We start from the raw sequence: 26,706 nt of genomic DNA, 5'->3' as shown, positions 1-26,706 counted from the left end.
TGACATTAATTCTGAGCAATAAAAAAGCCTGCAAATGCAGGCTTTTTTGTTGCTTAAACTGGCTATTACGCCATGAAATCAACACCTTCTTTGATGTCTTTTTTCAGAGTTTCAAGCATGTCATTTTTTGCTTTTGTTTCAAATGCGCTTAGTTCGCCGTAAGAAAGAATTTCTTCTACGCCGTTTTTACCTAAACGTACTGGATGTGCAAAGTACTCTGCATCGCCATTTTCAACAGCAACGTAAGCGTAATCTACAACTTCTTCACCTTGTAGGCCTTTAACTAAAGACATACAAAAACGAGCTGCAGCAGCACCCATAGATAGCGTAGCTGAACCACCGCCTGCTTTAGCATTTACAACTTCAGTACCCGCATTTTGGATACGTGGAGTAAGTGCAGCAACTTCTTCATCAGTGAAAGAAACACCTTCAACTTGAGAAAGTAGAGGCAGAATAGTTGTGCCTGAGTGACCACCAATTACTGGTACTTTTACAGTTGCTACGTCTACGCCTTTAAGTTCAGCAACAAATGCTTCTGAACGAATAACGTCAAGCGTAGTAATACCGAATACGCGTTTAGCGTCGTAAGTACCTGCTTTTTTGAATACTTCAGCAACAATTGGAACTGTGCCATTTACTGGGTTAGTAATAATACCTACTAACGCTTTAGGACAGCTGGCAACAATGCCTTCTGCTAAAGTTTTGATGATGCCAGCATTTACATTGAATAAATCAGCACGATCCATACCTGGTTTACGTGGCATACCCGCTGGGATAAGAACGATGTCAGAGCCTTCAAGCGCTTTATTTAAATCGTCTGCGCCAAAGCCTGCAACTTTAACATCTGTTGGGATGTGAGAAAGGTCAACCGCAACACCTGGTACCACTGGTGCAACATCATAAAGTGATAATTCAGAGCCAGCTGGTAAGCCTGTTTTTAATAATAAAGACAACGCTTGGCCGATACCGCCTGCAGCACCTAATACAGCAACTTTCATTGGAATTCTCCGTAATTTGAGGTAGGAAACATTTGTGGCTCTTAAGATAATGAAATTAGCGACTAAAAACAAATTTATCCTGTCTATTTCAAGTATATTTTCGACCATAGTCGTAAACTTATGTGATTTAACGCATCAAACTGGCAAGTTAACTAAACAACTGCTGCATAATTATTCATTTTTGTGTAGAATTTGCGGCATAAATAACAAAAACGAATAAAGACTATGCAACCACAAGATAAACAAGAAGCACTGGTAAAAGCATTTAAATCACTATTAAAAGAAGAAAATTTTGGCTCTCAAGGCGAAATAGTTGATGCGTTAAAAGATCAAGGTTTTGACAATATAAGCCAAAGTAAAGTATCACGCATGTTAAGTAAATTTGGCGCTGTACGCACACGTAATGCCAAACAAGAAATGGTTTACTGCTTACCTGCTGAAATGGGTGTACCTACGGCTAAAAGCCCATTACGCCAATTAGTAATCGACATTATGCACAACGAAATGATGATCATCATTCGTACCAGCCCAGGTGCTGCTCAGCTTATTGCACGTTTATTAGATTCATTAGGTAAAGCAGATGGCGTACTAGGAACAATTGCAGGCGACGATACTATTTTTATCGCTCCTGCTAAAATATCTGAAATAGATGTAACACTTGAACGTGTTCGCATTTTATTTGATACAGTTTAATAGCAAACTAAATTTGTTTTAAAAACCCTATTGAAGGTGCAAAGAAAGCAGAGCCCATATCGGCTTGAGTAAAATCAAGCCAGTGGTCGTAGCAATCCCCTTCCCCTAAACGACTATTAAGTACTTTTTCAAATGCGGTGCCCGTACAAGCGCATGTAATTGATAACATTCCCTGCTCATACACGTCGCCATAAGGCATGCTTTGATTTAATAGTAGCGGTTGTCCGTCTTCGTCTTTTAGCTCACTTCGCGAAGCATGGCTGGTTTCGACCGCTGGAGTAATTAGCGTGTTATCAAGACGCGTACGTCCCATTATTTGCTCTTGCTCACTCAATGATAAATGCTGCCACATAGTTAAATCATGTTTATAACGCTGAACATGAATATAACTCCCCTGATCTTCAAAGCTACCAGGGTTGCTGATTAAAGCCGTAGCGCGCTTTTTTCTTCCATGTGCGGTGTCGCCACCATAAATAAAACCGTTAAAATCACGACCATCTAAAAAACGAAAATTACGAATTTGCTCCACCAGCTCAACATCGGGGGCAAATAATTTTAAAATTTGCAGCGCAAATAAATGGTTAACATCTTCACGGTCAGAGCGAATTTGCACAAATAAATCGCACGGTTGTACGCTCATTTGGTGATCGCTATGGGTTATATTGGGAAAGCTCTGTAATTCGCTTGGAATGTATTCAGGGAGGATATGCGGCCAGTATTGCGCACCAATAGCAACCATACAAGAGAGCATTGATTCTGAAAATTGATCGCTAAACTCTTCTTCTATAGCGCTTACTTGTTTTAACTTTGCGCGAAGTGATTCGTCTTGACCATCAAACACATTAAAAAATAAGTGCAAACCGTGTAAGTTTGCTTCAGCACAAATCCCTGATTGCGCTTGCGCCATTGTTATTCCTTAGTTTTACAGATAAAAACACAGCGAATAACAAATTAATTACGATTCGAAAAAATTCACCGTGTGAGGTTTTATTTTTATTATAACCTGATCATTATTTTCAAATGACTGGCCATATTGTGCAGCAACTTCAATTTCTTGTTCATCAATAACAAGCGAATAAACATACGCCGAACCAACAAAGCGACGACTTATGATTGTAGCTCGCTTGCTGAATTTGTCACTTTGGTTATCTGCCACTAATTCTATTTGATGAGGGCGCACATATATAAGCCCTGCACTTACATTATGCTTACTCTCAACATAAGATTCGACTAAACCAAATGGTGTTTTATATTCAGTTGCGGTTAACACTTCTGCGCTTAAGTATATGCCCTGACCCAGAAACTCTGCAACCTCCTTTGAACATGGAGCTGCAAAAAGCTGCTCAGGCGTGCCTTGTTGCTCAATTTTACCGCGATGCATAATGGCCAGTGTATCTGAAAAGGCAAATGCCTCTTCTTTTGAATGTGTAACAAATACAGCAGATACTTGAGTTGCCTTAATAATTCGACGTATATCAGCAATTAATTCAAAGCGTACTTGTGTGTCGATATTTGAAAAGGGCTCATCAAGTAGCAATAAACTAGGCTTATAAGCTAATGCACGAGCAATAGCTACACGCTGCTGTTGACCACCCGATAACTGGTGTGGAAACCTGTCAGCACAGCCAATTAAATGTACAAGCTTAAGCATTTCATCAACGCGTTGCTGCTTTTGAGCTTTGCTCATTTTACTAAGCCCAAATGCGATATTATTTGCCACCGTTAAATGCGGAAACAGCGCATAATCTTGAAACATCATGCCGATGTTACGGTGCTCAGGTGAGACAAAAGATTGCTCATCACTCACTAATTTACCGTCTATAAAAATAGACCCTTGCTTAGCTTCAATTAAACCTGCAATCGCTTTTAACGTGGTCGTTTTGCCACACCCACTCGCTCCAAGTAGACAAACAATTTCATCTTTACCCACCGTTAAATCTAAATCGTGAATAACCTTTGTGCCGTTATAGTGATAGCTCACGCCTTGTAAAATTAAACTACTCATTTAACTACGCTGCTCCATAGAACGATTAATAAAATACAAAGGAATAAACCCAACAATAACAATAAATAAAGCCGATATTGAAGCAAGCTCTAATTGCTCATCACTCACATACTGAAATACATGAGTAGCTAAGCTTTCAAAATTAAACGGTCTGAGCAATAGCGCAGCTGGCAACTCTTTCATACACTCAATAAATACCAATAAGGCAGCAGTGAGCAATCCTCTTCGCAGTAAAGGTAGGTGCACTAAACGCAGCGTTTGCCCTTGGCTTTTACCCATTGATTGGCTTGCCATATCAAGTGATGGACTAATACGTAAAAAACTCGACTCAATTGCTCCGTGTGCAATGGCGTAAAACCTAACAATATAAGCAATAATAATAGTAAGAATGCTACCTGTAAGCAGTAAGCCAATGTCTAAGTTATACTTCTCGAGCGCTGTGTTAATAGTGCTCTCTAATAATGTAAGAGGTAATAAAACCGCAATAGCGAGAACAGTTCCTGGCAACGCATAACCTGTGCTTGCTAAACGCCCAGGAATAAGCGGATACGCTTGCTTTGCAACACGCTGATAAAAAACCACAAAAACACTCAATGTAATGGTTATAACACTTACAACTCCCGCCACCTTTAAACTTTGCCAAGCGTAACTAAAAAACTCAACATTCCATGCTTTATCAAAGTAGGTAATGGCGTAATTTATAAGTACTGCAATAGGAATTACAAAAGCGATAAGTAAAATAAAGCTACAAAATGCCGTTGCGAGCCAAGCTGACTTTCCTTTTAATACATAGAGCGATTCGCTATTTACACTTGATTGGCGCTCAAATACCGCTTGATTACGACGACTAAAGCGCTCTGCCATTAATGCTAAAAATAACAGTAATAACATCACACCCGATATTTTAGCGGCCGCTGTAAGTGAGTAATAACCAAACCACGTATCGTATACGGCGGTTGTTAATGTACTTACGGCAAAATAACTCACTGTTGCAAAGTCGGCCATGGTTTCCATACTAATAAGTGCAAGAGCCGCCACAATTGCCCCACGAGAGAGCACTAAACTAACTTTAAAAAAGCTTTGCCAAGGAGATAGCCCCATTAACTGGCTAGCTTGTACTAATTTGAATGACTGCTCGCGAAGGGCCGTTTTAAAAATTAAAAATAAATACGGGTAAAGCACCAAGGCAATCATAACGATGGCGCCGGGTAATGTACGTATATCAAAAAACCAATAGTCGCTAGGCGATTGCCAGCCAAACCATTCTCTCAGCGCTATTTGCACCGGGCCCGCATAATCTAATAAATCAGTGTATACATAGGCAATAATATAGGTGGGCATAGCAAGGGGTAGCATAAGTGCCCATTCAAACTGTTTTTTACCCGGGAAACTACAGTAAGCCGTTAGCCACCCAAGTGGCAAAGCTATGGCGCAGCTAAGGACGCAAACACCTAAAACTAACAATACGGTATTGGTTATGTAATCCCAAAGCACGGTATCCCACAGGTGAGAAAACACCTCAGAGCTACCTTGTAGAGATTCAAAAAGAAGAAAAAACAACGGGGCCGATAGTATTAAGCCAGTCGACCACGCAAAGAGCTGCCATTTAGACAGCTTAAATTTATTAGTCATTAAAGATCGAACTTCACCTCATCAATTAGCTTAAGTGCTAACGGACGATATTTACTAATCTCATCAAGTGGCAAGCTGTCTTCTTTAAAGCTACCCCAAGAGGCAACCAAAGTTGATAATTCAACACCCGACTTAACTGGATACTCCATATTTAATGAGGCATACATGTTTTGTGCTTTGCTGTCGGTCATATACTCTATGAGCTTTAATGCATTTTCAGGGTTTTTAGCGTATTTGGTAATAACCGCACCCGATACATTTATATGTGAGCCACGATTAACTTGATTCGGAAAGTTAATATTTACGGCCTCTGCCCAACCTTTTTGTTCTTTATCTTCTAGCATTTTGCCAAGGTAGTAACTATTACCTAATGCCAAGTTACATAAACCTTCTTTAACAGCTTTAACTTGAGCACGATCGTTACCTTGGGGCTTGCGTGCTAAATTAGCCTTAACACCTTCAAGCCACTCTTTAGTTTGCGCTTCACCATGGTGTGCAATCATAGAAGCCACTAAACCTAAATTATATGGATGTTTGCCAGAGCGCGTACAAATTTGTCCTTTGTATTTAGAGTCTGCTAAATCTTCATAAGTGAGCTTAGGTAACTCACCAACTCGCTCTTTTGATGAATATACATTACGCACTCGCTTAGTAAGCGCAACCCATTGGCCATCACCGTCACGAAAGGCGGCTGGAACATTATTATTTACACTGTCACTTTTTATAGTTTGTGTTAATTTTAAATCTTCTAATTGAATAAGCGCGCTAAAGTTAGAGGTTAATACTAAATCAGCTTTACTGTGCTTGCCTTCGCGTTTAACACGCTCAATTAGCCCTTTTTTAGCAAAAACAACATTGGTTTTTATGCCTGTTTGCTTTGTAAAATCTTCTAAAATTGGCTGAATTAAAAACGGTTGACGAAAAGAGTAGATGTTAACAACATCGTTTGCAAAGACTGGTGCCGATGCAACTACCCCTAAAACAAGTGCAAATACTTTCTTCATTATTCCACCTAAATAACTATTATTATCAACGAATTCTACCGTGCTCATTCTAAAAGTGCACACTTTAAATAAATGTAAATATGTAAATAACGCCCAAAAAGGAAATACGGTGTAAGAGATGTCTTACGGATGTGACAGCTAATGAGTAAAAAACAAGATAAAAAACGACCTAAAAACAGTTAAACACATGATTCATATGTGATTTATTTTTATTACTATTGCAAAAACACTAATTGAATGTAGTTTTATCTCTATTTTAGTTGCTCTATTGCACTATAATTTACGCATCAACCAAGCAATGACGCTTATTGAGTAAAAGGAAATGGACTGCTTACTCAACCAACCAATGATTAGGTTATCAGGACAACACGGATTTTAGGACAGGCTCAGGATGAGTATCACAACGCAATGTTGTAAAAAGGACAGCGTCAGGAAGATGCGAAAAGGATAACAACAAGGCTAAGTTGTTCAACAGGATGTTGAAGGAATAAATGGACAGGCCTTTAAGGCAACACAAGGGATTGGTTAAAACAAGGATACACTAGGAAGTGTAATTAAGGATTTGGTAATAGTATTTACCCTACAGGATGTTTAGGAATTAAAGGATACAGGCCCGGACGGTCTACATTACATAGAACTAAAAAGTAATATAGTAATAAACATGGATTAGTGAAAATTGGAGTTGATTAAGTTCAATTGCAGGATGCAGAAAATTAGAAGATTCCGCAAGCGCGCCTAGAGATAGAGCGCGCTTTTCTTTGCCTAAAATTTGGGTGAGTAAAGCACTGAGCAACTATCACTAATCTTTACTGAGTAATATCGCATCCCTGCCAATCAATGCTAAGACCTTAAAATACTTTATTAATATTTTAAATTACGCTAAGTTTTTTATTAATTGCGCCGATAACTAAATAACGCAAGAATCATAAATACTCAATGGATATGAATTTTAAAACATCTCAAAGTAATACCTTTTTATGTAAAGTATCAGACGCAATTACAGCAAAACCAATTGGTGTATTTAGTGCCCAAACCCCCAGCGAAAATCCCTATAAAGCTTTATTTAACCCCAAAGGTTATAACTTTTTAAATATGCCAATGAGTGAGTTTAAAAATATACTTAACGAAATTATTCAGTTAGAACGCGACATTCGTATTAGCAAGTGGGGTGAAGGTGCTCGACCTGATGAGTTTAGCTATCAACTTAATAGAATAGCAGACGCAATTGCAACGACTCAATTTAATGGCAAAATAGACATTAGCTGCTACTTTTTGAAACGAGTTGAAGAAGCAAAAGAAATGATTGGTGAAGACTGTATCTCGTTTATTCAAGTGCATAATAGTATAAGTCAATTGTATAATACTGTTTTACAATTAACATCTGAAGAAGGCTTCAGAGCAATTCAAAATAAAGCACTTGCTCACTTAAAAAATCAGCAAGCATTTGCTTAACTTCGTAAAATTAACCTTCTAGCGGTCGGCCTTTATTGCGCTTACCCAATAAATACGCATCACGAAACTTAATAAAATGCTGCTCTAATTTTGTCGATGCATCCATTTCGCCCGCAAGTGCTAATACCATAATAGCCACTTCAGCAGTGCCTAGTTGATGTGCATGAGGGGCTACACGTAATCGGTAATCAGATAGTTTATCAGCAGTAACAGAAAGTACAGGCAAATTATCTAAATAAGGGCTTTTACGAATCATTTTTTTAGCTTCGCGCCACGTACCATCTAAGAATATAAATAGCGGCTTTTTACCTGATTCAATACTCACTTCTGTAATGGCTCTGCCCTCTTCTACATCTTCTGCGGGAAAGACGACCATAGGCTGATACTGCGAATCATTTATTAAAGCTAAAAGAGCGGGGTTAGGATCTGTTCTATCCCATCTAAATGCGTGGTTATCTGGCACTATTTCAGCAATTAAACGCCCTGTATTAGAAGGTTTAAAGCTTTCATTATGATACATCAGTAAGCATACAGCGGCCTTACAATCTGCATGCTCAACACCTTTACAAATACAGTAGTGCTTAGCAATCAGGCATTGTTCACAGCGATCTAATTTACCGCCTCGAGCATTAAACTCTCGACGAGATTCACTTATTTGTTGAGCGCGTAATGCTAAAACTGAGTTTTTCACTGTATTTACCTTCAATTAATTAAGCGCGCATTGTAACGACTTCTTGTTATTTAATCTTATATTTATCTAAGTTAAAAATAGACATAAAAAAACCCAACCGAAGTTGGGTTTTTTAAGCAAATACTAAGAAGTTAAATTACTTCTTTTTAGCTGCTTTTTTGTTTGGTAAATCAGTGATTGAACCTTCAAAAATTTCAGCTGCAAGGCCGATTGATTCATTCAATGTTGGGTGAGCATGAATTGTAAGCGCTAAGTCTTCACCATCAGCACCCATTTCAATACCTAAACCGATTTCGCCAAGCATTTCGCCCGCGTTAATACCGATCATAGCACCACCGATTATACGGCCACTTTCTTTATCAAAGATAAGTTTAGTAGAACCTTCAGTACGAGCAGATGCAATTGCACGACCAGATGCTGCCCACGGGAATACCGCAGTTTCAACTTTTAAGCCTTGCTCTTTTGCTTCTTTCTCAGTAACACCTACCCAAGCGATTTCTGGGTCTGTGTACGCTATTGAAGGAATACATTTAGGGTCGAAGAAATGCTTCTGACCAGAAATAACTTCTGCAGCAACATGACCTTCATGAACCGCTTTATGCGCAAGCATAGGCTGTCCAACTAAGTCACCAATTGCAAAAATATGGCTTACGTTAGTACGTAATTGCTTATCAACATTAATAAAGCCACGCTCATCAACGTTTACGCCCGCTTTTTCAGCATCAAGTAAGTTACCGTTTGGAGTACGGCCAACTGCAACAAGTACTTTATCGTAACGTACTGGTTCTGCTGGTGCGTTTTTACCTTCAAACGTTACGTATAAGCCGTCTTCTTTAGCTTCAACACCAACAACTTTAGTTGAAAGCATTACGTTGAATTTTTTGCTTACGTATTTTTGGTAAATTTTGATAATGTCTTTATCAGCTGCTGGTACTAATTGATCAGCAAATTCTACAACATCAATTGCAGAACCTAGCGCACGGTAAACCGTACCCATTTCAAGACCGATAATACCACCACCTAGTACAAGTAGCTTTTCTGGTACGTCTTTAAGTTCTAGTGCGCCAGTTGAATCAATTACACGGTCATCTTCTGGGATGAAAGGTAAGTTAACTGGTTTAGAACCTGCTGCAATAATCGCGTTATCAAACGTGATAGTTGTAGCGCCGTCTGCGCCTTCAACTACTAAAGTATTGCTGCCAGTGAATTTGCCGTATCCAGATACAACTTTCACTTTACGCATTTTGGCCATGCCTTCTAGTCCACCAGTTAACTGGCCAACTACAGAATCTTTCCAAGTACGAACTTGGTCAAGATCGATTTTTGGTGCGCCAAAAGTAACACCGTGAGATGACATTTCTGCTGCGTCATCAATCACTTTAGCTACGTGTAAAAGTGCTTTAGAAGGAATACAACCAACATTAAGACATACGCCACCTAATGTTTCGCGAGATTCTACTAATGTAACTTCTAAGCCCAAGTCAGCAGCACGGAAAGCCGCAGAATAACCACCAGGACCACCGCCTAGTACAACAACTTGAGTTTTTAATTCGTTGCTCATGCTTTTACCTTAATTGTTTGAACGGGACACTGCCCTAAAATTTAACTGCCATGTTTCTGCAAGGCAGAAAGAGTGAGCAGCGCACAAAGTGATGCAATTCGTACAAAGATTGTATCATTGCAAATGGTAAAAATCCCAGCTAAAAACAACTGGCTGGGATTTGATTCTATTTATTTTATTGTGTATACCAATTTTACTAAACTGGTTACATCACCAACTGGCGAATATCGCTCATGTAACTTGCAAGAGTCACAGTAAAGCGTGCAGCTAATGCTCCGTCAATAACCCTATGGTCGTATGACATAGACAGCGGAACCATTAGTTTTGGTTCAAACTCTTTGCCATTCCATTTAGGTTTCATTTCAGATTTAGATACACCTAAAATAGCAACTTCTGGCGCATTAACAATCGGCGTAAATGCCGTACCGCCGATACCGCCAAGGCTAGAGATAGTAAAACAGCCACCTTGCATATCAGACGATGTAAGCTTACCGTCACGTGCTTTAACAGATACTTCCATTAGTTCACGTGATAATTCAATAATGCCTTTTTTATCAACATCTTTAAACACTGGCACTACTAAACCATTTGGCGTATCAACAGCAACACCGATGTTAATGTACTTCTTAAGAATTAAACTTTCGCCGTCGCTAGACAGTGAAGAGTTAAATGTTGGGAAGTCTGCAAGTGCTTTAGCCGCTGCTTTCATCACAAACACAAGTGGTGTGATTTTAACGCCAAGCTTTTTCTTCTCGCTAAGTGCATTTTGCTCTTTACGGAATACTTCAAGGCTTGTGATATCAGCTTCATCAAACTGTGTAACATGTGGGATTTGTACCCAGTTACGGTGTAAGTTTTTACCTGATAGCTTTTGAATGCGAGACAGTTTTTTCTCTTCAATTTCACCAAATTTAGCAAAATCTACTTTCGGCCATGGAATAAGACCAAGCTCACTACCACCTGCGCTACTGCCTGCAGATAATTGACCAGATTCAACTTGCTTAACTAGGTTTTTAACGTAGTTTTGCACGTCTTCTTTAACTATACGGGCTTTGCGACCAGTGCCTTTAACGTTAGCTAGGTTAATACCAAACTCACGCGCTAAACGGCGAACAACGGGTGATGCATGAGCATACGCGCTGTTTTCTGTGAAGCTTTCATTACTTGCTTTTACAGGTGCTGCTTGAGCCGGTGCTGACTCAGTTTTAGCCGCTGATGCAGGTGCTGATTTTGCAGCTGGTGCAGATGCTGCTGGCGCACTGCCTGCAACTTCAAATACAAAAATTAATGAACCAGTCGATACTTTATCGCCAGCGGCTACTTTAATTTCTTTAACTGTACCTGCAAAAGGAGCTGGTACTTCCATTGCAGCTTTGTCGCCTTCAACGTTTAAGATTGATTGATCTTCTGAAACTTCGTCGCCAACGGCAACCATAATTTCAGTTACTTCAACTTCATCGCCACCAATATCAGGCACATTAACTTCTTTAGTGCTTGGTGCTGAACTTGCTGTTGAACTCTCAGCTGGCGCTTCTACAGGAGCCGACTCTTTAGCCGGTGCTGCAGATTCACTTCCTGCTACTTCAAAAACAAACACTAACGAGCCAGTTTTAACTGTGTCGCCAGCGGCTACTTTAATTTCTTTAACTGTACCGGCAAATGGAGCTGGAACTTCCATTGCTGCCTTGTCGCCTTCCACGTTTAAGATAGATTGCTCTTCTTCAACGGTGTCACCAACAGCAACCATGATTTCAGTTACTTCAACTTCATCATCGCCAATATCTGGTACAGTTACTTCTTTAATTGAAGAACCTGTAGAAGCAGCTGGTGCTGCCTCTTCAGATTTAGCTGGAGCAGCGGCTGATGTATTTTTCTCATCAGTGCCTTCACTCTCGCCTTCAAACAAAAATACTAAAGAGCCTGTTGTAACGGTGTCGCCAACGTTAACTTTAATCTCTTTTACAGTCCCCGCTTGAGAAGCAGGTATTTCCATTGATGCTTTGTCGCCTTCAACATTTAGTAATGATTGGTCAACATCTACTTTATCGCCAACGCTTACTAATATTTCGGTTACTTCTACTTCGTCGTCACCAATATCAGGTACTTTAATTTCAATACTCATTGCAAACCTCTTATGCGTACAGTGGGTTAAGTTTGTTAGTGTCGATGTTGAACTTTTTAAGTGCTTCAACAACTACTGACTTCTCAACTTCACCGCGTTTAGCAAGTTCAGATAACGTAGCAACAACAACGTAGCTTGCGTTAACTTCAAAGTGACGACGTAGGTTTTCACGGCTATCAGAACGACCGTAACCATCTGTACCTAACACTTTGTAGTTGCTGCTTGGAATGAATGAACGCGCTTGTTCTGCGTAGTTTTTCATGTAATCCGTTGCTGCAACAGTCACAGAGTCGTTTAATACGCTTGTGATAAATGCTGTTTTTTGCTCGCTTTCAGGATTAAGCATGTTGAAACGCTCAACATCTTGACCATCACGCGTTAGCTCATTGAAAGATGTTACTGAGTAAACATCTGATGCAATACCATATTCTTCGCTTAAGATTGAAGCAGCTTTGCGCACTTCAGTCATAATAGTACCTGAGCTTAATAGCTGTACGTTGGCTTTTTTACCTTCGTAACTTTCAAGCTTGTAAATACCTTTACGAATACCTTCTTCAGCGCCTTCTGGCATAGCTGGCTGATGGTAGTTTTCGTTCATAAGCGTTAGGTAGTAGTAAATATTTTCTTGGTCGTCACCGTACATACGACGAATACCGTCTTGTACAATAACAGCCACTTCAAACGCGTAAGTTGGGTCATAAGAAACACAGTTAGGAACCGTGTTTGCAAGAATGTGGCTGTGACCATCTTCGTGTTGTAAGCCTTCACCATTTAGCGTTGTACGACCCGCTGTAGCACCTAATAAGAAACCACGTGCTTGTTGATCGCCCGCCATCCATGCCATGTCGCCAACACGTTGGAAACCAAACATAGAGTAGTAAATGTAGAATGGGATCATTGGTAAATCGTTAGTGCTGTATGATGTTGCAGCAGCAACCCATGACGACATAGCACCTAACTCATTGATACCTTCTTGCAATACTTGACCTGAAGTTGCTTCTTTATAGTAAGAAACAATATCACGATCCTGTGGCGTGTAGTTTTGGCCATGCGGATTGTAAATACCGATTTGACGGAATAAACCTTCCATACCAAATGTACGCGCTTCATCTGCAATAATTGGTACGATATTTTTACCAATGCCTTTATCTTTTAATAAGATATTAAGTGCACGAACAAAGCCCATAGTAGTAGAAATATCACGCTTTTGCTCTTCAAGTAGTGGCTTAAATGCATCTACTTCTGGCAACGTAAGTTTTTCACTAAAACGTGGAATACGCTTAGGTGTGTAACCTTTAAGCTCATCACGACGCGCATGTAGGTACTTGTACTCAGGTGAACCTTCTTCAAGCTCTAGGTATGGTAATTCTTTTAATTGCTCTTCAGATACTAAGTCATCAAGACCAAGGCGTGAACGTAAATGTGCAACATGCGACATGTCCATTTTTTTCACTTGGTGCGCAATGTTTTTACCTTCAGCTGCTTCACCCATGCCGTAACCTTTTACAGTTTTAGCAAGAATTACAGTTGGACGACCTTTTGTCTCTTCTGCTTTTTTAAATGCAGCAAATAGTTTTGATGGCTCATGACCACCACGCTTAAGCGCAAAAATTTCGTCATCTGTCATATCTGCAACAAGGGCAGCTGTTTCAGGGTAGCGACCAAAGAAATGCTCACGCACGTATGCGCCATCTTTAGCTTTGTAAGTTTGGTAATCACCATCAATTGTTTCGTTCATCAATTGTAGTAATTTACCTGTAGTGTCTTTAGCAAGCAGAATATCCCAACCGCTGCCCCATACAAGTTTAATTACGTTCCAGCCAGCACCTTTAAACAAGCCTTCTAACTCTTGAATAATTTTACCGTTACCCATAACTGGGCCGTCTAAACGCTGTAAGTTACAGTTGATTAAATAACAAAGGTTATCTAGTTTTTCACGTGCAGCAAAAGAAATAGCACCACGCGATTCCGGCTCATCCATTTCACCGTCACCTAAAAACGCATATACACGTTGGTTTTTAGTGTCTTTTAAGCCACGACCATCTAAGTATTTTAAGAATCGTGCTTGATAAATTGATGAAATAGGACCTAAACCCATTGATACCGTAGGGAACTGCCAAAACTCAGGCATCAACTTAGGGTGTGGGTACGATGGTAAGCCTTCGCCATCAACTTCTTGGCGGAAGTTATCTAGTTGCGCAGCCGATAAACGACCCTCAACAAATGCACGTGCGTAGATACCTGGAGAAATATGACCTTGGTAATAAACTAAGTCACCACCGTCTACATCATTTGGTGCTTTAAAGAAGTGGTTAAAACACACTTCATAAAATGCAGCAGATGATTGGTAAGACGCCATATGGCCGCCTAAGTCGAGATCTTTTTTAGATGCACGTAGAACGATCATAATCGCGTTCCAACGTATAATTGAACGAATACGACGTTCAAGATTTACATCACCTGGGTAAGCAGGCTCTTGATCTACAGGAATAGTATTAACGTAGTTCGTGGTAATACCCGTTGGCATATCAACGCCGTCTAAACGGGCTTGCTCTAATACTTGCTCAAGTAAAAACTGAGCTCGTTCAACACCTTCTTCGCGCACAACTGATTCAAGAGCTTGTAACCACTCTTGTGTTTCTAGCGCGTCTACGTCAATTTTATTGACTTCAGACATATGGAGGTTTCCTTATGTTTAAAATACGAATATTGTTAATTTAATATCACAGCTACTTAATTTGTGTGTTCAAAGTAGTTATGTACTAACTTAATTTTGTTTAGTGCGTCTTAAACTACGTTCAATTCGCGAATGCTCTTTGCCTGCTTCAAGTAGTGCTTCTTCGATAAATGCTAAGTGCGCATTACTTGCTAAACGGGCTTGTTCTGGATTACCGTCAATAACGGCATCCATTAATAAACGCCTGTGTTGGGCTAACTGACTGCTAATATCTGACTTTTTTAATAGAACAGTTAAATTTTGCAATACATTTTGCTCAAGCAGCGCTTTCATACCTCTAACTAAATGCAGTAACACCACATTGTGCGAGGCTTCTGCCACGCTAAAGTGAAATGCATTAATTGCTTTTGCTTTTTGCTGTAAATCATCATTAACTAAGGCAATTTCATCAAAGCTTTGTTTTACTTTGCTAAAATCGTTGCTGGTCCCGCGCAGTGCTGCGTAGTAAGCAGCAATCCCTTCTAATGCATGACGAAATTCAAGTAAATCAAACTGCGACTCAGGGTGTTTACTAATCAAATCAAAAAGTGGATCAGTAAGCCCTTCTTCGAGCTGATTTTTTACAAACGTGCCGCCACCTTGGCGACGCGTAACTAAACCTTTCGCTTCTAATTTTTGAATTGCCTCACGCAGTGACGGGCGAGACACTTCAAATTGCTTTGCTAGTTCACGCTCTGGTGGCAACTTTTCACCTGGTGCTAACGAGCCTTCAAGAATCATATTCTCAAGTTGCTGTAAAATAACATCAGATAATTTTGCCGCTTTAATCTTTAAAGACATGAATCAACGTCCGCGTTGTATAAATACCAAGAGCCCATAAAACGGGGCTTTAAGTAGTATGATTTACCCAAAAGGTAAATTGGTCATACCAAAAATTTTCAATACGGTATCAAAAACACTATTAGCTGTCAATTTACAGGTAGTTTGAGCAATTAAAGTAGCGTAACGCATTTTGAACGAAGATCAAACAATGCGCAATTTACAAAAATTGTTATAACGTATTTGGGATGAAAACAATTGGTCTGACCAGAATAAATTAGAATATTAGCTCTATTTTATTGTACTTAAAAACTGCAGGAAGAGATTAAAGCACCTTACATTGCATAAGGTACTTTATTAAAAAAGTATTAACTTAAGACAGCCCACCAAATAATGTAAGCAACGCTATAAGTACTAAGTAAAATAATACATTGCGCTTAACAAGTTTAATCATACACGTGGCCTCGTAGGTACAGCCGTAATAACGCTTTTCAACTTGCTCTGCAGCAAGTGCAGTACATGTTACTACTTCGCGATTTGGAGACTTAAAGTTAAGCACGTAACGTAGCCAACAACTTGTGCCTTTATTAAAGTTACCTATTACTAAATAGCCAAAGCTGGTGATGCGTGCAGGCAACCAGTCAAGCCAGAACAGTAGTTTATGTATAAGTTTAAAACGCTTAGCAAATATTACTTTATGATCTTCTTGTACTAAATCAGCTAAAGTACGTACCAGTGCATATAAAACCGCGCCTGGCGCACCTAAAACAACAAACCAAAAAATCACCGCACAGTAAAATCTAAAGTTTACCCATGCCAATGTTTGCCCAAAGGTTTCGCCACCATCTTGATCATCAGTACGCTTTTGACCTATTTGCAGCGCATATAAAGATGCAGCAGTACCATCATCTCGCGTTAAGGCATTTAAGTAAGACTTATATAAAGCACGCTGCTTGGCACAACCAAAGCAAACCAAAAGCACAGCAATATTAATAGCTAACTGCCATAGTACAAAATCAGATAAACAATAAATAAACGCTATTGCTATTACTGGAAGTAACAGCCAAATTAAAAAGCCCGGAGCAGAACTAAATAAGCCTTTGTCACCTAGTAGCTTATTAGAGCGATTTAAATAACCATTTGTGTAATAGCTTATCTGCCAGTAATTAGACCGAGCCCCTAAACGCTCCAGAATTAATGCAATTATTATAGAAACTAAAATCATGGGAATAACTCTCTTAACTTAGTTGTTCAAGCATATTAAAAAACAATGGCCAATTAAAGCTACTGCCAGGATCGGTTTTACGTCCCGGGGCAATATCGCAATGCCCAACAATACGCGAAGGGGTAATTTTTGGATAGCGTTGTATTATAGATTTACTAAGTGTAGCTAATACTTCGTATTGCGCTAAAGAGTATGGCGTGGTGTCGGTACCTTCAAGCTCAATCCCAATGCTAAAGTTATTACAAGCAGATACGCCCTCAAACTCAGATTGCCCGGCATGCCAAGCACGTTTTTCAAAAGGCACGTATTGTATAACCTCACCGGTGCGCTTTATAAAGCAATGGGCCGACACACGTAAATTTTTTAAGTCACTAAAACTCGAGTGAGCATTACAATCAATGCTACCCATAAATAACTCATCAACAAAAGGTGTACCAAACTGCCCTGCTGGCAAAGATATATTGTGAATAACCAGTAAAGAAATATCAGCCTCATCAGGGCGCTCATCAAAATGCGAACAAGGCCGCTGCGCTACAGTACTTAAAACACCGTCTAAATCTATTTTCATGATACGTTTATTATATAAATATCAAGATATACATAGCACTGATGCTAAAGGATTTATTAAAACAATGATAGTAACAAACAGGTATAAAACCCTACCTGCAAATAATTCAACCCCACACGTAGGTGCTAATTTACGTCCGCTCATGTAACGTAACTTTTGAAATTAAAAGCGAGGTATAAAACCTCATCTACAGGTAATACAAACCCACACGTAGATACTAATTTACTATAAGCACTTATCTTTATATTGGTGAAAAGGCAATCGCTTCTCTTTCTTTTATAAACATAGTAAAATTTGCCTAATTTATTAACGCTTATGAGCATTCCATGTCTATTTCGCACACTCTTATTACTCAGCTTGTTACTCTAGCACTTGACGAAGATTTAAATTATCAAACAGCACAAGAAGGCGATATTACCGCGCAATTGATCCCTCAAAATGAGCAAGCAAACGCCAAAGTAATCACCCGCGAAGACTGTATTTTTTGCGGAAAAGACATCATCCTTGAAGTATTTAAACAAGTAGACCCAAGCGTTAAGGTTAATGTACTTATTAATGATGGCGACGCAGTTAAAGCAAACAGCACATTATTTACAGCCACTGGTTCAGCGCGTTCAATATTAACTGCCGAGCGTACTGCACTTAACTTTGTACAAACGTTATCGGGTACAGCCACTACTACAGCACATTATGTAAAAGAGCTAAGCGGCACAACAACGCAACTACTCGATACACGCAAAACCATACCAGGCCTTAGAGCACTTCAAAAATACGCAGTAAAATGTGGCGGCGGTGCAAATCATCGTATTGGTTTATTTGACGCATTTTTAATTAAAGAAAATCATATAGCGGCTTGTGGCACAATAAACAAAGCCGTAACTCAGGCTAAACAAAATCACCCAAACAAACCTGTCGAAGTAGAAGTAGAATCACTCCCTGAACTTAAGCAAGCAATTGAAGCTGGCGCCGACATAATTATGCTCGACAACTTTAGCGTAGAGCAAATTAAGCAAGCTGTAATTTTAACCAATAAGCGCGCAAAATTAGAGGTTTCAGGCAATATGACCCTAGAAACGCTCAAAACTTATTCACAAGCAGGTGTCGATTTTATATCAAGCGGGGCATTAACAAAAAACTTACAATCAATCGATTTGTCGATGCGTTTTGAACAATTTTAAAGCAATAATGGGTAATTAATACCGCTAATTAATTGACAAGTTAAGTAAAAAAGCATTAAATAACCCAAAAGGCTTACTTTGTAACAATTTGTTAAATTAAATCGCTTTTTTATAATAAGATACGTGCTAAATACTAAAATAAAATGGTAGACTAATTCTGTTGTACTATTTTATTTAAAAAGATAGTCATAAATAACTAGTACCTTTGGTTTTTAAAGACATAATTAAAAACTTAAGCAACTAAACTACTTACTTTATGCCTATACTATTTGTTGCTACAACATGTAGTGCTCTTAGTAAACTTTTATAGCTAGTACTAAACATAATGAATTCACATACGGCTTTTGTGTTTCATACTCTAAAGCTAAAGTGTAATAAAATTAAATTTAAGTAAAACTGTAAAGTAAATCAGTTAAATTAAGTGAGGCATTTTGCCGCTTAAGTGATTTAAGTTACAAAAATCTATCCTTTAGGAGAGGAAACATGAAAACAATGACTCAAAAACAACAGGGTTTCACCCTAATTGAATTAATGATTGTAGTAGCAATCATCGGTATTCTTGCTGCAATTGCATTGCCAGCATATTCAAATTACCAAGCATCATCTAAATTAACAGCGGGATTAGCTGAAATTTCAGCAGGTAAGACAGGTTTTGAAGTTGCTGCAAATGCAGGCGAAACACCTGACATTGCAGATGCAGGATTACAAGCCAGCACTGCGAACTGTGATATCACAGTAACAGGAACAACTATTGTGTGTGCAGTCAAAAATGCGCCAACTCAAATTGGTACATCTGCAAAAATCACTTGGACTAGAACCTCAACAGGTGCTTGGTCATGTGCAACAACTGGTATTACTGCCGCAAATAAAGATTTAGCCCCAAAAAGCTGCCCACAATCTTAATCATATATTGATTACTAAAAGCGCCTAATTTGGCGCTTTTTTAATGCGTAAGAATCAGCATTCATGAATATAGTAAATATAATAAAATCATCGCTTATCAGCTTGTTTTTTCTGTGTACGCTAATACCTTTAATACCCATAACTTCTTACGATTATCATAATCACCAACGTATAATTCAAATAGCTTTTTTACTTATCACAAGCCTTTTAGTGCTTACTGCTTTTTTAGGTAATAAAAAACCTACTTTTAAGCTTTCACTGAATAATAAAAGCAGTGTGTTGTACTTAATTTTTATTTTCAGTGGCTGCTTATCTGCACTGATGAGTATGGAGCAAAGTTTTAGCCTGCTGTACACGCTTCATATAAGCTTACTTATTTTAACTATGTATTATGTAAGTACCATAAATGACAAAAGGTCTATTTTATTTATCATTTATGCATTATTGATAGCTCATACGAGCTTAATTTTAATATGCCTACTTAATATAATTTTTACACTTTCTGAGCAGCAACCTTTAAATCCATACATAATTTACTCAGGCTTTATTAATATTCGCTTTTTTAATCAAGTACAGGTATTTATTCTTCCGTTTTTAGTGTTACTCCTAAAATTTAAAAGCATACAGCGCATTGTATTTATTATTTTATTTTTAAACTTATTACTTATATTTATTGGGCAAGCTCGCGGGGCTTTACTCTCATTTTTAGTTTTCTCTATTTTTGCTCTCGCTTTAAAAACTACATTAAAAAAACAAGTACTTATTGGATTAGTCTGCTTTGTTTTCAGTTGTATTACTTTTTATGTTTTGGATTCATTAAATAGAGGAGGTGCTGAAATACTACGCACATCCACCTCGGGCCGTATTGATTTATGGTTTAATACTCTTTCTAACCTATCTTTAAAACATTTATTTATCGGCAATGGTCCTGGAGTGTTTGAAATGTCACTTGGAAGTTCAGCTCCTTTTAGTCACCCTCATAATTCATTAATTGAAATTTTAAATGAGTGGGGACTAATCGCCCTTATATGTATTTTAACAGTTGTTTTTACAACCTTTAGAAAAGCGATTACACATTTAAAGCAACATAAAAAAGATATCATTACTGAAAGCCTCTTTTACTCTTTTGCTATAGGTATTACATACTCACTATTTTCTGGTGTGCATGTAATGCCGGTTTCGCAAACACTCTTATTTATAATGTGGGGGGTGCTACTTGGTAGAGTTGATAAAAAAAGAGGCAAAAGCATTTCAATAAATAAAGACTTAAAAGCTTTAGTAACCATTTTATTTGTTTTTGCATGGTACCTTTACTTACAAAAAGCGATAAGTATTTATAATAACATTAACCCTGATAAGGGCTATATTTACGGACCTAGATTTTGGTCCGTTGGGCAACGATTTTAAAGCACCCAACTTTTCTACCAAGAATCATTAGTTTAAGTTATGCTTATAATAATGAAGTTTTAAACCAAATTCAGCTGGGTACTCTTAATGGCAAAAAAACAACAAGATAAAGGCCTCGATACTTTTCAGTGGGTCGGTGTAAGTGCACGAGGGAAAAAACTTGAAGGCGAACTTACAGGAAATAGTATTGCATTAGTAAAAGCTCAACTTCGTAAACAAGGTATAACACCTTCAAAAGTAAAGCGTAAAGCAAAACCACTGTTTGGTATTCAAAGTGTTCAAAAGGTAACCCCTAAAGATATAGCACTACTTACTCGCCAAATTGCGACTATGTTGATGGCGGGAGTTCCTTTAATACAGGCCATTGAAATGATTGGCTCTGGCTCGACCAATAAAAGTGTCGCCAAATTAATGGAAACTATTGCTGATGAAGTCAAAGCGGGACAACCACTATCTACAGCACTTAGAAAACACCCACGTTATTTTGATGATTTATATTGCGATCTTGTAGCCTCTGGCGAGCAATCTGGTGCACTTGATAAGATATTTGACCGAGTTGCTTTATATAAAGAAAAGTCCGAAGCACTAAAATCTAAAATTAAAAAAGCGATGTTTTATCCTATTTCAGTATTAGTAATTGCCGGCATTGTAACCTCAATACTATTAATATTTGTAGTGCCGCAGTTTCAAGATATATTTGCAGGTTTTGGGGCAGAGCTTCCTGCATTCACTTTGTTTGTTATTGGCATATCAGACTTTATGCAAGCATATTGGTGGATGATATTAATCGCTATTGTAGCTTTTGGATACGCTTTTAAAGAAGCCAAGCTTAAAAGTTTAAAACTCAGAGATGCAACCGACCGAGCTATACTAAAACTGCCTGTTATTGGCATGATTTTAAATAAAGCAGCTGTTGCTCGCTATGCACGAACTCTTTCGACTACATTTGCTGCAGGTGTGCCGCTGGTTGATGCGCTTGACTCTGCCGCAGGGGCTTCAGGTAATGCTGTTTATCGTTACGCTATTTTAGATATCAAAGTAGAAGTGAGCTCAGGTAATCAAATGAACTGGGCAATGCGTAACTCAAAAATATTTCCTGATATGGTAATACAAATGGTTGCGATTGGTGAAGAATCTGGCTCACTAGACGGCATGCTTGCTAAAGTAGCGACTATTTACGAGCAAGAAGTTGATGATGCAGTAGATGGCCTTTCAAGCCTACTTGAGCCACTTATTATGGCCGTACTGGGTGTACTTGTTGGTGGCTTGATTGTTGCGATGTACTTGCCTATTTTCCAACTTGGCTCTGTTATTTAATTACTAAAAATAACAATTTACAGAAAATAAAACAGGGGCTTACTTTTTGGTAAGGCATAGCTATTAATGTCTTCTCATTTACTCTCTTTTATTTCTCTTTGTGATAAATACTTCACTTAATTTTTAAACGCTTAATTTTTAAAATAATTTTCAGGTAATATGATGCAAAGTATTATTGAAGTAATGCAAAGCCAGTTGTGGTTTTATTTAACCACTATTGGCTTAATTAGTTTGTGTATTGGTAGTTTTTTAAATGTGGTTATTTATCGCTTACCGTTGATGATGCAACGTGAGTGGCAAAGCGAATGCCGCATATTGCTAGATGATGAGCTTACAGCTAATAAATCTAAACAAGCCAATATCAATAAGCCTTTTAACTTAGTAAAACCCAACTCTACCTGCCCTAAATGCAAAACAGCCATAAAGCCTTGGCAGAATATCCCTATTATTAGTTGGTTAATACTTAAAGGTAAATGCGCAAGTTGCAGTAATCCTATTTCGGTCCGATACCCTGCTGTAGAGCTAATTACTGCCCTATTAAGTTTAATTGTTGCCTATAGCTTTGGTGCGACCGAGCAAGCCCTTTTATATATTTTTGTAACGTGGATATTGGTAGCTCTGACCTTTATTGATATTGACCACATGTTACTGCCAGATCAACTTACACTTCCGCTTGTTTGGCTTGCACTTATTGCCTCGGTAATGGGTTACACAATTACACCTACCGATGCCATTATTGGCGCAGCTTGCGGTTATTTAAGCTTATGGAGCGTGTTTTGGCTATTTAAGTTATTAACCGGTAAAGAAGGCATGGGCTATGGCGATTTTAAATTGCTTGCTGTATTTGGCGCTTTGCTTGGCTGGCAGTCATTACTTACAATTATTCTGCTTTCGAGCGTAGTAGGTGCCATAATAGGTATTGCACTGTTGAGCATACAAGGTAAAGACAAAGCAACGCCCATTCCATTTGGCCCTTATTTAGCGATAGCAGGCTGGATCACCATGCTTTGGGGCAACCAAATTCAAGGCGCTTATTTTAATTTAATTGGTTATTAAAATGAGTGAGCAAATAACTAAAGTAAACAGCTGGGTATTAGGTTTAACAGGCGGTATTGGCTGTGGTAAAACGGCCATCAGTAACATGTTTGAAGAGCTTGGTATTACAATAGTTGATGCCGATATAATTGCGCGCGAAGTCGTACTCCCAAATAGCAAAGGGCTAAAAGCGATTACAGCCCGCTTTGGCAAAGATATTTTATTGCCTGATGGCACATTAAATAGAGCAGAGCTTCGCGAAAAAATATTTACTAACAACAATGATAAAGAATGGCTTAATGCGTTGATACACCCTCTTATACGGATAAAAATACTAAACGATTTAAATAATGCAACTAGCCCTTATGTTGTTTTAGTAGCGCCTTTATTGTTTGAAAACAACCTTGATAAATATTGCGACCATACCTTACTTATTGACGTACCAAGCTGTGTACAAATAGCGCGTACAGCAAAACGTGACAACACAAGTCGTGAGCAAGTTAAAAGTATTATTGCCTCGCAAATGTCACGTGCCGATAAACAGCAAAAAGCGGATGATATTTTAAATAACGACCGTAGTTTAAACCTAGTGCATATAGAACTTGTTGATCTGCATAAAAAGTACCTACAATATGCATTACACAACAAAACTAACTCACATTAACACTGTCCTAACTCACACAAACTCGTATTTTAGTTAGTAAAATCACAACAAAGAATGAAAGGTGATGTAATCACCTTCTTTTTTCTGATAAATTGCTTACTATTGAAGGAATAAAACAGGTGCGCAATGAATATTAACTCACCGTTATTGAGAAAATTTATAACCCTTGGCCGCATTGATGCCGACACGGTTAAAAACAAACAAAATGAATTTGCCTCAACAGCTGAGCTTATTTCTAAATGTGGAAAAATCGATAGTAAAGATTTAGCTGAACAATGCATTGATTTGTTTCGCGTACCTTATTTTGATTTAAAAGACTTTGATCCTACAAGAATCCCGGCCGATCTCGTAAAAGAAAAACTCATACGTAAACATCACATTTTACCGCTTGTTCAAAAAGATCGAAAAGTTTATATAGCAGCATCAGACCCAACAGATTACGGTGCATTCGAAAACTTTGAGTTTAGTACCGGTCTTTCATGCGAAATTGTTGTTGTTGATTATATTCAACTCGATAACAAAATTGAGCAATTACTAGATGCCACTGGCAGCTTAAATCTAACTGATGACGAGTTTCAAGAATTTGCTGACTTAGACTCAGAAAGCCAAAGAGATACAGCACCACAAGATGACGATAAAGATGATGCGCCTATCATCGTATACATCAACAAAATTTTAATGGATGCCATTAAAAAAGGCGCCTCTGATTTACATTTTGAACCGTATGAGCACAAGTACCGTATTCGCTTTCGTATTGATGGCATTTTGCATGAAGTGGCAAGCCCACCTAATACATTAGCAACCAAGCTTTCTGCGCGTATTAAAGTAATGTCGCGACTCGATATTGCCGAAAAACGCAAACCACAAGATGGTCGTATAAAGCTAAAAATTACTGAACGCAAAAGTATCGACTTTCGTGTAAGTACCATGCCTACCTTGTGGGGCGAAAAAATAGTAATGCGTATCCTTGATTCATCAAGCGCTATGTTAGGCATTGATGTATTAGGCTATGAGCCTGAGCAGAAAAAGCTCTACATGGACGCGCTTGCCCAGCCTCAAGGGATGATACTTGTAACAGGGCCAACGGGTTCTGGTAAAACAGTATCGCTATACACAGGTTTAAATATACTAAACCAACCTGAGCGTAATATTAGTACTGCGGAAGATCCGGTTGAGATTAACCTTGAAGGTGTAAACCAAGTACAAATAAATATTAAAGCCGACATGACTTTTGCCAACGCACTGCGCGCATTTTTACGTCAAGATCCTGATGTAGTTATGGTAGGTGAAATACGTGACTTAGAGACCGCAGAAATATCAATAAAAGCGGCGCAAACAGGTCACTTGGTTTTATCAACATTGCATACAAACTCAGCGCCGGAAACAATCACTCGTTTATTAAATATGGGTGTACCCGCTTATAACGTAGCAAGTTCGATTAGCTTAATTATAGCCCAGCGTTTAGCACGTCGCTTGTGCCCTAAATGCAAAACGCCAGAACAACTTCCGAGTGAAGAACTTGCTCGCCAAGGATTTAGTGCCGAGCAAATTGAAGAAATGACGTTATATATGCCTAAAGGGTGTGATAGCTGTACTGATGGTTACAAAGGGCGTGTGGGTATTTACGAAGTAATGCAAATTACTCCTGAAATAGCCCAAATTATTATGCGCGGTGGTAATTCGCTTGAAATAGCAGACGTATCACTTAAAGCCGGTTTTAATAATTTACGTTTATCAGGTTTACGCAAAGCAGCCGATGGCCTTACATCCCTTGGTGAAATTAACCGCGTAACCAATTTTTAAAAGTCCCACAGTAAAAGATATAAGGCTCTAAGCGTTAAGCTCAGAGCCTTATAGCTAGAGACTCATATCTAAGTAATGTAATATGCACCAAAAATTTGTAGAGAGTAATTTATGCCTACTGTTGTAAACTGCCCAACCTGTAAAACTAAAGTTGAATGGTCAGAGCAAAGCCCATTTCGCCCTTTTTGCTCAAAGCGCTGCCAACTAATTGATTTAGGTGAATGGTCGTTCGAAAATAATAAAATTTCTGCACCAATTACCTCGGCTGAAGAGTTTAGCCAAGACATGATAGAAGATATTGAGGCAATGATGGCTAAAAATGAAGATGACTTTTTTAAATAATTTATCTTCATAATACCCTAAATACAAAAACCAGCATTACGCTGGTTTTTTAGTATTTACAAAAAAGTAAAATTAACTTTTTTGTTTACGGTGCTTTTTATTCATACGCTTTTGCATTTTAGCAAACTTCTCTTTTTGCTCAGCGTTAAGCACTTGCATTACTTGGTGTTGTGTTTTTAGTTTAATTAAACCAAATTGCTCACCTTTTGCATGACGTTCATTTAATAGCTCTTTTGCTGCATTTTCGTCAAATGTCGCAGCCGAAAGTAATGCATCCATTTTTGCTTTGTGCGCTTCACGCATCGCTTTGCGGGCTTCTTTATCGTCGCCACGCAGTGCTTTCATTTGTGTTTTTTGCGCTTCAAAAATAGCCTTTAGCTTAGTTTGCTGCTCATCTGTTAGGTTTAATTTTTCAACGCCGCGCTCAGAAAGTAAAAAACGAGCTTGAGAATGGCCTTGCTTATGTCCGTCGCCTTTAGCTAACACGCTACCAGCACCAAGCGTTGCTGTTGCTAAGCCACAGATAAGTACTAATTTTGAAAGTGTGTTTAATTTAGTCATAATCATTACCTTAATATTGGGTTGGTTGTGGCTGCTAAGCCAGTGAGTT

23 protein-coding genes are annotated in these 26,706 nt (G+C 38.5%); 10 read left to right on the top strand and 13 right to left on the bottom strand.

What is annotated here, in order from left to right:
- Positions 1-65: 65 nt before the first annotated feature.
- Entirely contained in the window at positions 66-998 is a 933-nt protein-coding gene (mdh, locus tag H5117_RS08075; protein WP_002957751.1) for a malate dehydrogenase, read from the bottom strand.
- Between the two features lie 225 nt (positions 999-1,223).
- Here mdh and argR point away from each other — a divergent pair, with 225 nt between their 5' ends.
- The gene (argR, locus tag H5117_RS08070) at positions 1,224-1,691 is read left to right on the top strand and encodes a transcriptional regulator ArgR (RefSeq protein WP_002957753.1); all 468 of its coding nucleotides are present in this window, start codon (positions 1,224-1,226) and stop codon (positions 1,689-1,691) included.
- 7 nt (positions 1,692-1,698) lie between these two features.
- On the opposite strand, the gene H5117_RS08065 is transcribed toward argR, so the two are convergent.
- From H5117_RS08065 to H5117_RS08050, 4 genes are read right to left on the bottom strand one after another with little or no spacing between them, the layout of a single operon-like run.
- On the bottom strand, positions 1,699-2,598 hold the full coding sequence (locus tag H5117_RS08065; RefSeq protein WP_024604544.1) for a Dyp-type peroxidase: 900 nt from the start codon (positions 2,596-2,598) through the stop codon (positions 1,699-1,701).
- A 48-nt stretch (positions 2,599-2,646) separates the two neighbouring features.
- Complete coding sequence (locus tag H5117_RS08060; protein WP_182732907.1) at positions 2,647-3,696, bottom strand: ABC transporter ATP-binding protein; 1,050 nt, start codon at positions 3,694-3,696, stop codon at positions 2,647-2,649.
- Positions 3,697-5,328, bottom strand: a complete 1,632-nt coding sequence (locus tag H5117_RS08055; protein WP_182737083.1) for an iron ABC transporter permease — start codon at positions 5,326-5,328, stop codon at positions 3,697-3,699. It lies immediately after the preceding gene.
- Positions 5,328-6,332 carry a Fe(3+) ABC transporter substrate-binding protein gene (locus tag H5117_RS08050; RefSeq protein WP_182694322.1) on the bottom strand — a complete coding sequence of 335 codons (1,005 nt, stop codon included), beginning with the start codon at positions 6,330-6,332 and terminating at the stop codon, positions 5,328-5,330. Before H5117_RS08050 ends, H5117_RS08055 begins: the two co-directional genes overlap by 1 nt.
- A gap of 942 nt (positions 6,333-7,274) precedes the next feature.
- Between H5117_RS08050 and H5117_RS08045 the strand changes: the two genes are divergently transcribed.
- Positions 7,275-7,784 (top strand): hypothetical protein, encoded by a 510-nt coding sequence (locus H5117_RS08045; protein ID WP_259404286.1) that lies wholly within the window; start codon positions 7,275-7,277, stop codon positions 7,782-7,784.
- A gap of 10 nt (positions 7,785-7,794) precedes the next feature.
- Here the strand turns inward: H5117_RS08045 and H5117_RS08040 are convergent, their stop codons facing one another.
- From H5117_RS08040 to ampD, 7 genes are all read right to left on the bottom strand, one after another.
- Positions 7,795-8,475, bottom strand: coding sequence for a tRNA-uridine aminocarboxypropyltransferase (locus H5117_RS08040; RefSeq protein ID WP_024594643.1), 681 nt, complete (start codon positions 8,473-8,475; stop codon positions 7,795-7,797).
- 136 nt (positions 8,476-8,611) lie between these two features.
- The gene (gene lpdA / locus H5117_RS08035; protein WP_002957761.1) at positions 8,612-10,036 is read right to left on the bottom strand and encodes a dihydrolipoyl dehydrogenase; all 1,425 of its coding nucleotides are present in this window, start codon (positions 10,034-10,036) and stop codon (positions 8,612-8,614) included.
- Positions 10,037-10,241: 205 nt separating this feature from the next.
- Positions 10,242-12,158, bottom strand: a complete 1,917-nt coding sequence (gene aceF, locus H5117_RS08030) for a pyruvate dehydrogenase complex dihydrolipoyllysine-residue acetyltransferase (protein ID WP_182737076.1) — start codon at positions 12,156-12,158, stop codon at positions 10,242-10,244.
- 10 nt (positions 12,159-12,168) lie between these two features.
- The gene (gene aceE / locus H5117_RS08025) at positions 12,169-14,835 is read right to left on the bottom strand and encodes a pyruvate dehydrogenase (acetyl-transferring), homodimeric type (protein WP_002957763.1); all 2,667 of its coding nucleotides are present in this window, start codon (positions 14,833-14,835) and stop codon (positions 12,169-12,171) included.
- Between the two features lie 90 nt (positions 14,836-14,925).
- Positions 14,926-15,675 (bottom strand): pyruvate dehydrogenase complex transcriptional repressor PdhR, encoded by a 750-nt coding sequence (gene pdhR / locus H5117_RS08020; RefSeq protein ID WP_002957764.1) that lies wholly within the window; start codon positions 15,673-15,675, stop codon positions 14,926-14,928.
- A gap of 352 nt (positions 15,676-16,027) precedes the next feature.
- The gene (gene ampE / locus H5117_RS08015; protein ID WP_182737064.1) at positions 16,028-16,879 is read right to left on the bottom strand and encodes a beta-lactamase regulator AmpE; all 852 of its coding nucleotides are present in this window, start codon (positions 16,877-16,879) and stop codon (positions 16,028-16,030) included.
- Between the two features lie 13 nt (positions 16,880-16,892).
- On the bottom strand, positions 16,893-17,447 hold the full coding sequence (ampD, locus tag H5117_RS08010) for a 1,6-anhydro-N-acetylmuramyl-L-alanine amidase AmpD (protein ID WP_182715890.1): 555 nt from the start codon (positions 17,445-17,447) through the stop codon (positions 16,893-16,895).
- 326 nt (positions 17,448-17,773) lie between these two features.
- On the opposite strand from ampD, the gene nadC reads away from it, so the two are divergent.
- From nadC to yacG, 8 genes are all read left to right on the top strand, one after another.
- On the top strand, positions 17,774-18,625 hold the full coding sequence (gene nadC, locus H5117_RS08005) for a carboxylating nicotinate-nucleotide diphosphorylase (RefSeq protein WP_182682553.1): 852 nt from the start codon (positions 17,774-17,776) through the stop codon (positions 18,623-18,625).
- 483 nt (positions 18,626-19,108) lie between these two features.
- Positions 19,109-19,528: a pilin gene (locus H5117_RS08000; protein WP_182737049.1), complete on the top strand. Its 420-nt coding sequence runs from the start codon at positions 19,109-19,111 to the stop codon at positions 19,526-19,528.
- A gap of 63 nt (positions 19,529-19,591) precedes the next feature.
- Positions 19,592-20,935: an O-antigen ligase gene (locus H5117_RS07995; protein WP_182737044.1), complete on the top strand. Its 1,344-nt coding sequence runs from the start codon at positions 19,592-19,594 to the stop codon at positions 20,933-20,935.
- An 87-nt stretch (positions 20,936-21,022) separates the two neighbouring features.
- Positions 21,023-22,252, top strand: coding sequence for a type II secretion system F family protein (locus H5117_RS07990; protein ID WP_182737041.1), 1,230 nt, complete (start codon positions 21,023-21,025; stop codon positions 22,250-22,252).
- Between the two features lie 162 nt (positions 22,253-22,414).
- Entirely contained in the window at positions 22,415-23,308 is an 894-nt protein-coding gene (locus H5117_RS07985; protein ID WP_182720037.1) for an A24 family peptidase, read from the top strand.
- A 1-nt stretch (position 23,309) separates the two neighbouring features.
- Complete coding sequence (gene coaE / locus H5117_RS07980; protein ID WP_182737037.1) at positions 23,310-23,951, top strand: dephospho-CoA kinase; 642 nt, start codon at positions 23,310-23,312, stop codon at positions 23,949-23,951.
- Positions 23,952-24,077: 126 nt separating this feature from the next.
- Positions 24,078-25,754, top strand: coding sequence for a type IV-A pilus assembly ATPase PilB (gene pilB / locus H5117_RS07975; protein ID WP_149603263.1), 1,677 nt, complete (start codon positions 24,078-24,080; stop codon positions 25,752-25,754).
- Positions 25,755-25,865: 111 nt separating this feature from the next.
- Positions 25,866-26,096, top strand: a complete 231-nt coding sequence (gene yacG, locus H5117_RS07970) for a DNA gyrase inhibitor YacG (protein WP_002957774.1) — start codon at positions 25,866-25,868, stop codon at positions 26,094-26,096.
- Between the two features lie 72 nt (positions 26,097-26,168).
- Here yacG and H5117_RS07965 read toward each other — a convergent pair whose 3' ends face one another.
- The gene (locus H5117_RS07965; RefSeq protein ID WP_002957775.1) at positions 26,169-26,657 is read right to left on the bottom strand and encodes a periplasmic heavy metal sensor; all 489 of its coding nucleotides are present in this window, start codon (positions 26,655-26,657) and stop codon (positions 26,169-26,171) included.
- Positions 26,658-26,706: the final 49 nt, after the last annotated feature.

This window comes from Pseudoalteromonas sp. SG45-1, assembly GCF_014164135.1.
Lineage (GTDB): Bacteria > Pseudomonadota > Gammaproteobacteria > Enterobacterales > Alteromonadaceae > Pseudoalteromonas > Pseudoalteromonas distincta.
This window is presented reverse-complemented; position numbering and strand designations above follow the sequence as displayed.

Coding starts and splice junctions, on each gene's coding strand:
- mdh (WP_002957751.1), bottom strand. CDS start 998: ATGAAAGTTGCTGTATTAGGTGCTGCAGGCGGTATCGGCCAAGCGTTG.
- argR (WP_002957753.1), top strand. CDS start 1,224: ATGCAACCACAAGATAAACAAGAAGCACTGGTAAAAGCATTTAAATCA.
- H5117_RS08065 (WP_024604544.1), bottom strand. CDS start 2,598: ATGGCGCAAGCGCAATCAGGGATTTGTGCTGAAGCAAACTTACACGGT.
- H5117_RS08060 (WP_182732907.1), bottom strand. CDS start 3,696: ATGAGTAGTTTAATTTTACAAGGCGTGAGCTATCACTATAACGGCACA.
- H5117_RS08055 (WP_182737083.1), bottom strand. CDS start 5,328: ATGACTAATAAATTTAAGCTGTCTAAATGGCAGCTCTTTGCGTGGTCG.
- H5117_RS08050 (WP_182694322.1), bottom strand. CDS start 6,332: ATGAAGAAAGTATTTGCACTTGTTTTAGGGGTAGTTGCATCGGCACCA.
- H5117_RS08045 (WP_259404286.1), top strand. CDS start 7,275: ATGAATTTTAAAACATCTCAAAGTAATACCTTTTTATGTAAAGTATCA.
- lpdA (WP_002957761.1), bottom strand. CDS start 10,036: ATGAGCAACGAATTAAAAACTCAAGTTGTTGTACTAGGCGGTGGTCCT.
- aceF (WP_182737076.1), bottom strand. CDS start 12,158: ATGAGTATTGAAATTAAAGTACCTGATATTGGTGACGACGAAGTAGAA.
- aceE (WP_002957763.1), bottom strand. CDS start 14,835: ATGTCTGAAGTCAATAAAATTGACGTAGACGCGCTAGAAACACAAGAG.
- pdhR (WP_002957764.1), bottom strand. CDS start 15,675: ATGTCTTTAAAGATTAAAGCGGCAAAATTATCTGATGTTATTTTACAG.
- ampE (WP_182737064.1), bottom strand. CDS start 16,879: ATGATTTTAGTTTCTATAATAATTGCATTAATTCTGGAGCGTTTAGGG.
- ampD (WP_182715890.1), bottom strand. CDS start 17,447: ATGAAAATAGATTTAGACGGTGTTTTAAGTACTGTAGCGCAGCGGCCT.
- nadC (WP_182682553.1), top strand. CDS start 17,774: ATGTCTATTTCGCACACTCTTATTACTCAGCTTGTTACTCTAGCACTT.
- H5117_RS08000 (WP_182737049.1), top strand. CDS start 19,109: ATGAAAACAATGACTCAAAAACAACAGGGTTTCACCCTAATTGAATTA.
- H5117_RS07995 (WP_182737044.1), top strand. CDS start 19,592: ATGAATATAGTAAATATAATAAAATCATCGCTTATCAGCTTGTTTTTT.
- H5117_RS07990 (WP_182737041.1), top strand. CDS start 21,023: ATGGCAAAAAAACAACAAGATAAAGGCCTCGATACTTTTCAGTGGGTC.
- H5117_RS07985 (WP_182720037.1), top strand. CDS start 22,415: ATGCAAAGTATTATTGAAGTAATGCAAAGCCAGTTGTGGTTTTATTTA.
- coaE (WP_182737037.1), top strand. CDS start 23,310: ATGAGTGAGCAAATAACTAAAGTAAACAGCTGGGTATTAGGTTTAACA.
- pilB (WP_149603263.1), top strand. CDS start 24,078: ATGAATATTAACTCACCGTTATTGAGAAAATTTATAACCCTTGGCCGC.
- yacG (WP_002957774.1), top strand. CDS start 25,866: ATGCCTACTGTTGTAAACTGCCCAACCTGTAAAACTAAAGTTGAATGG.
- H5117_RS07965 (WP_002957775.1), bottom strand. CDS start 26,657: ATGACTAAATTAAACACACTTTCAAAATTAGTACTTATCTGTGGCTTA.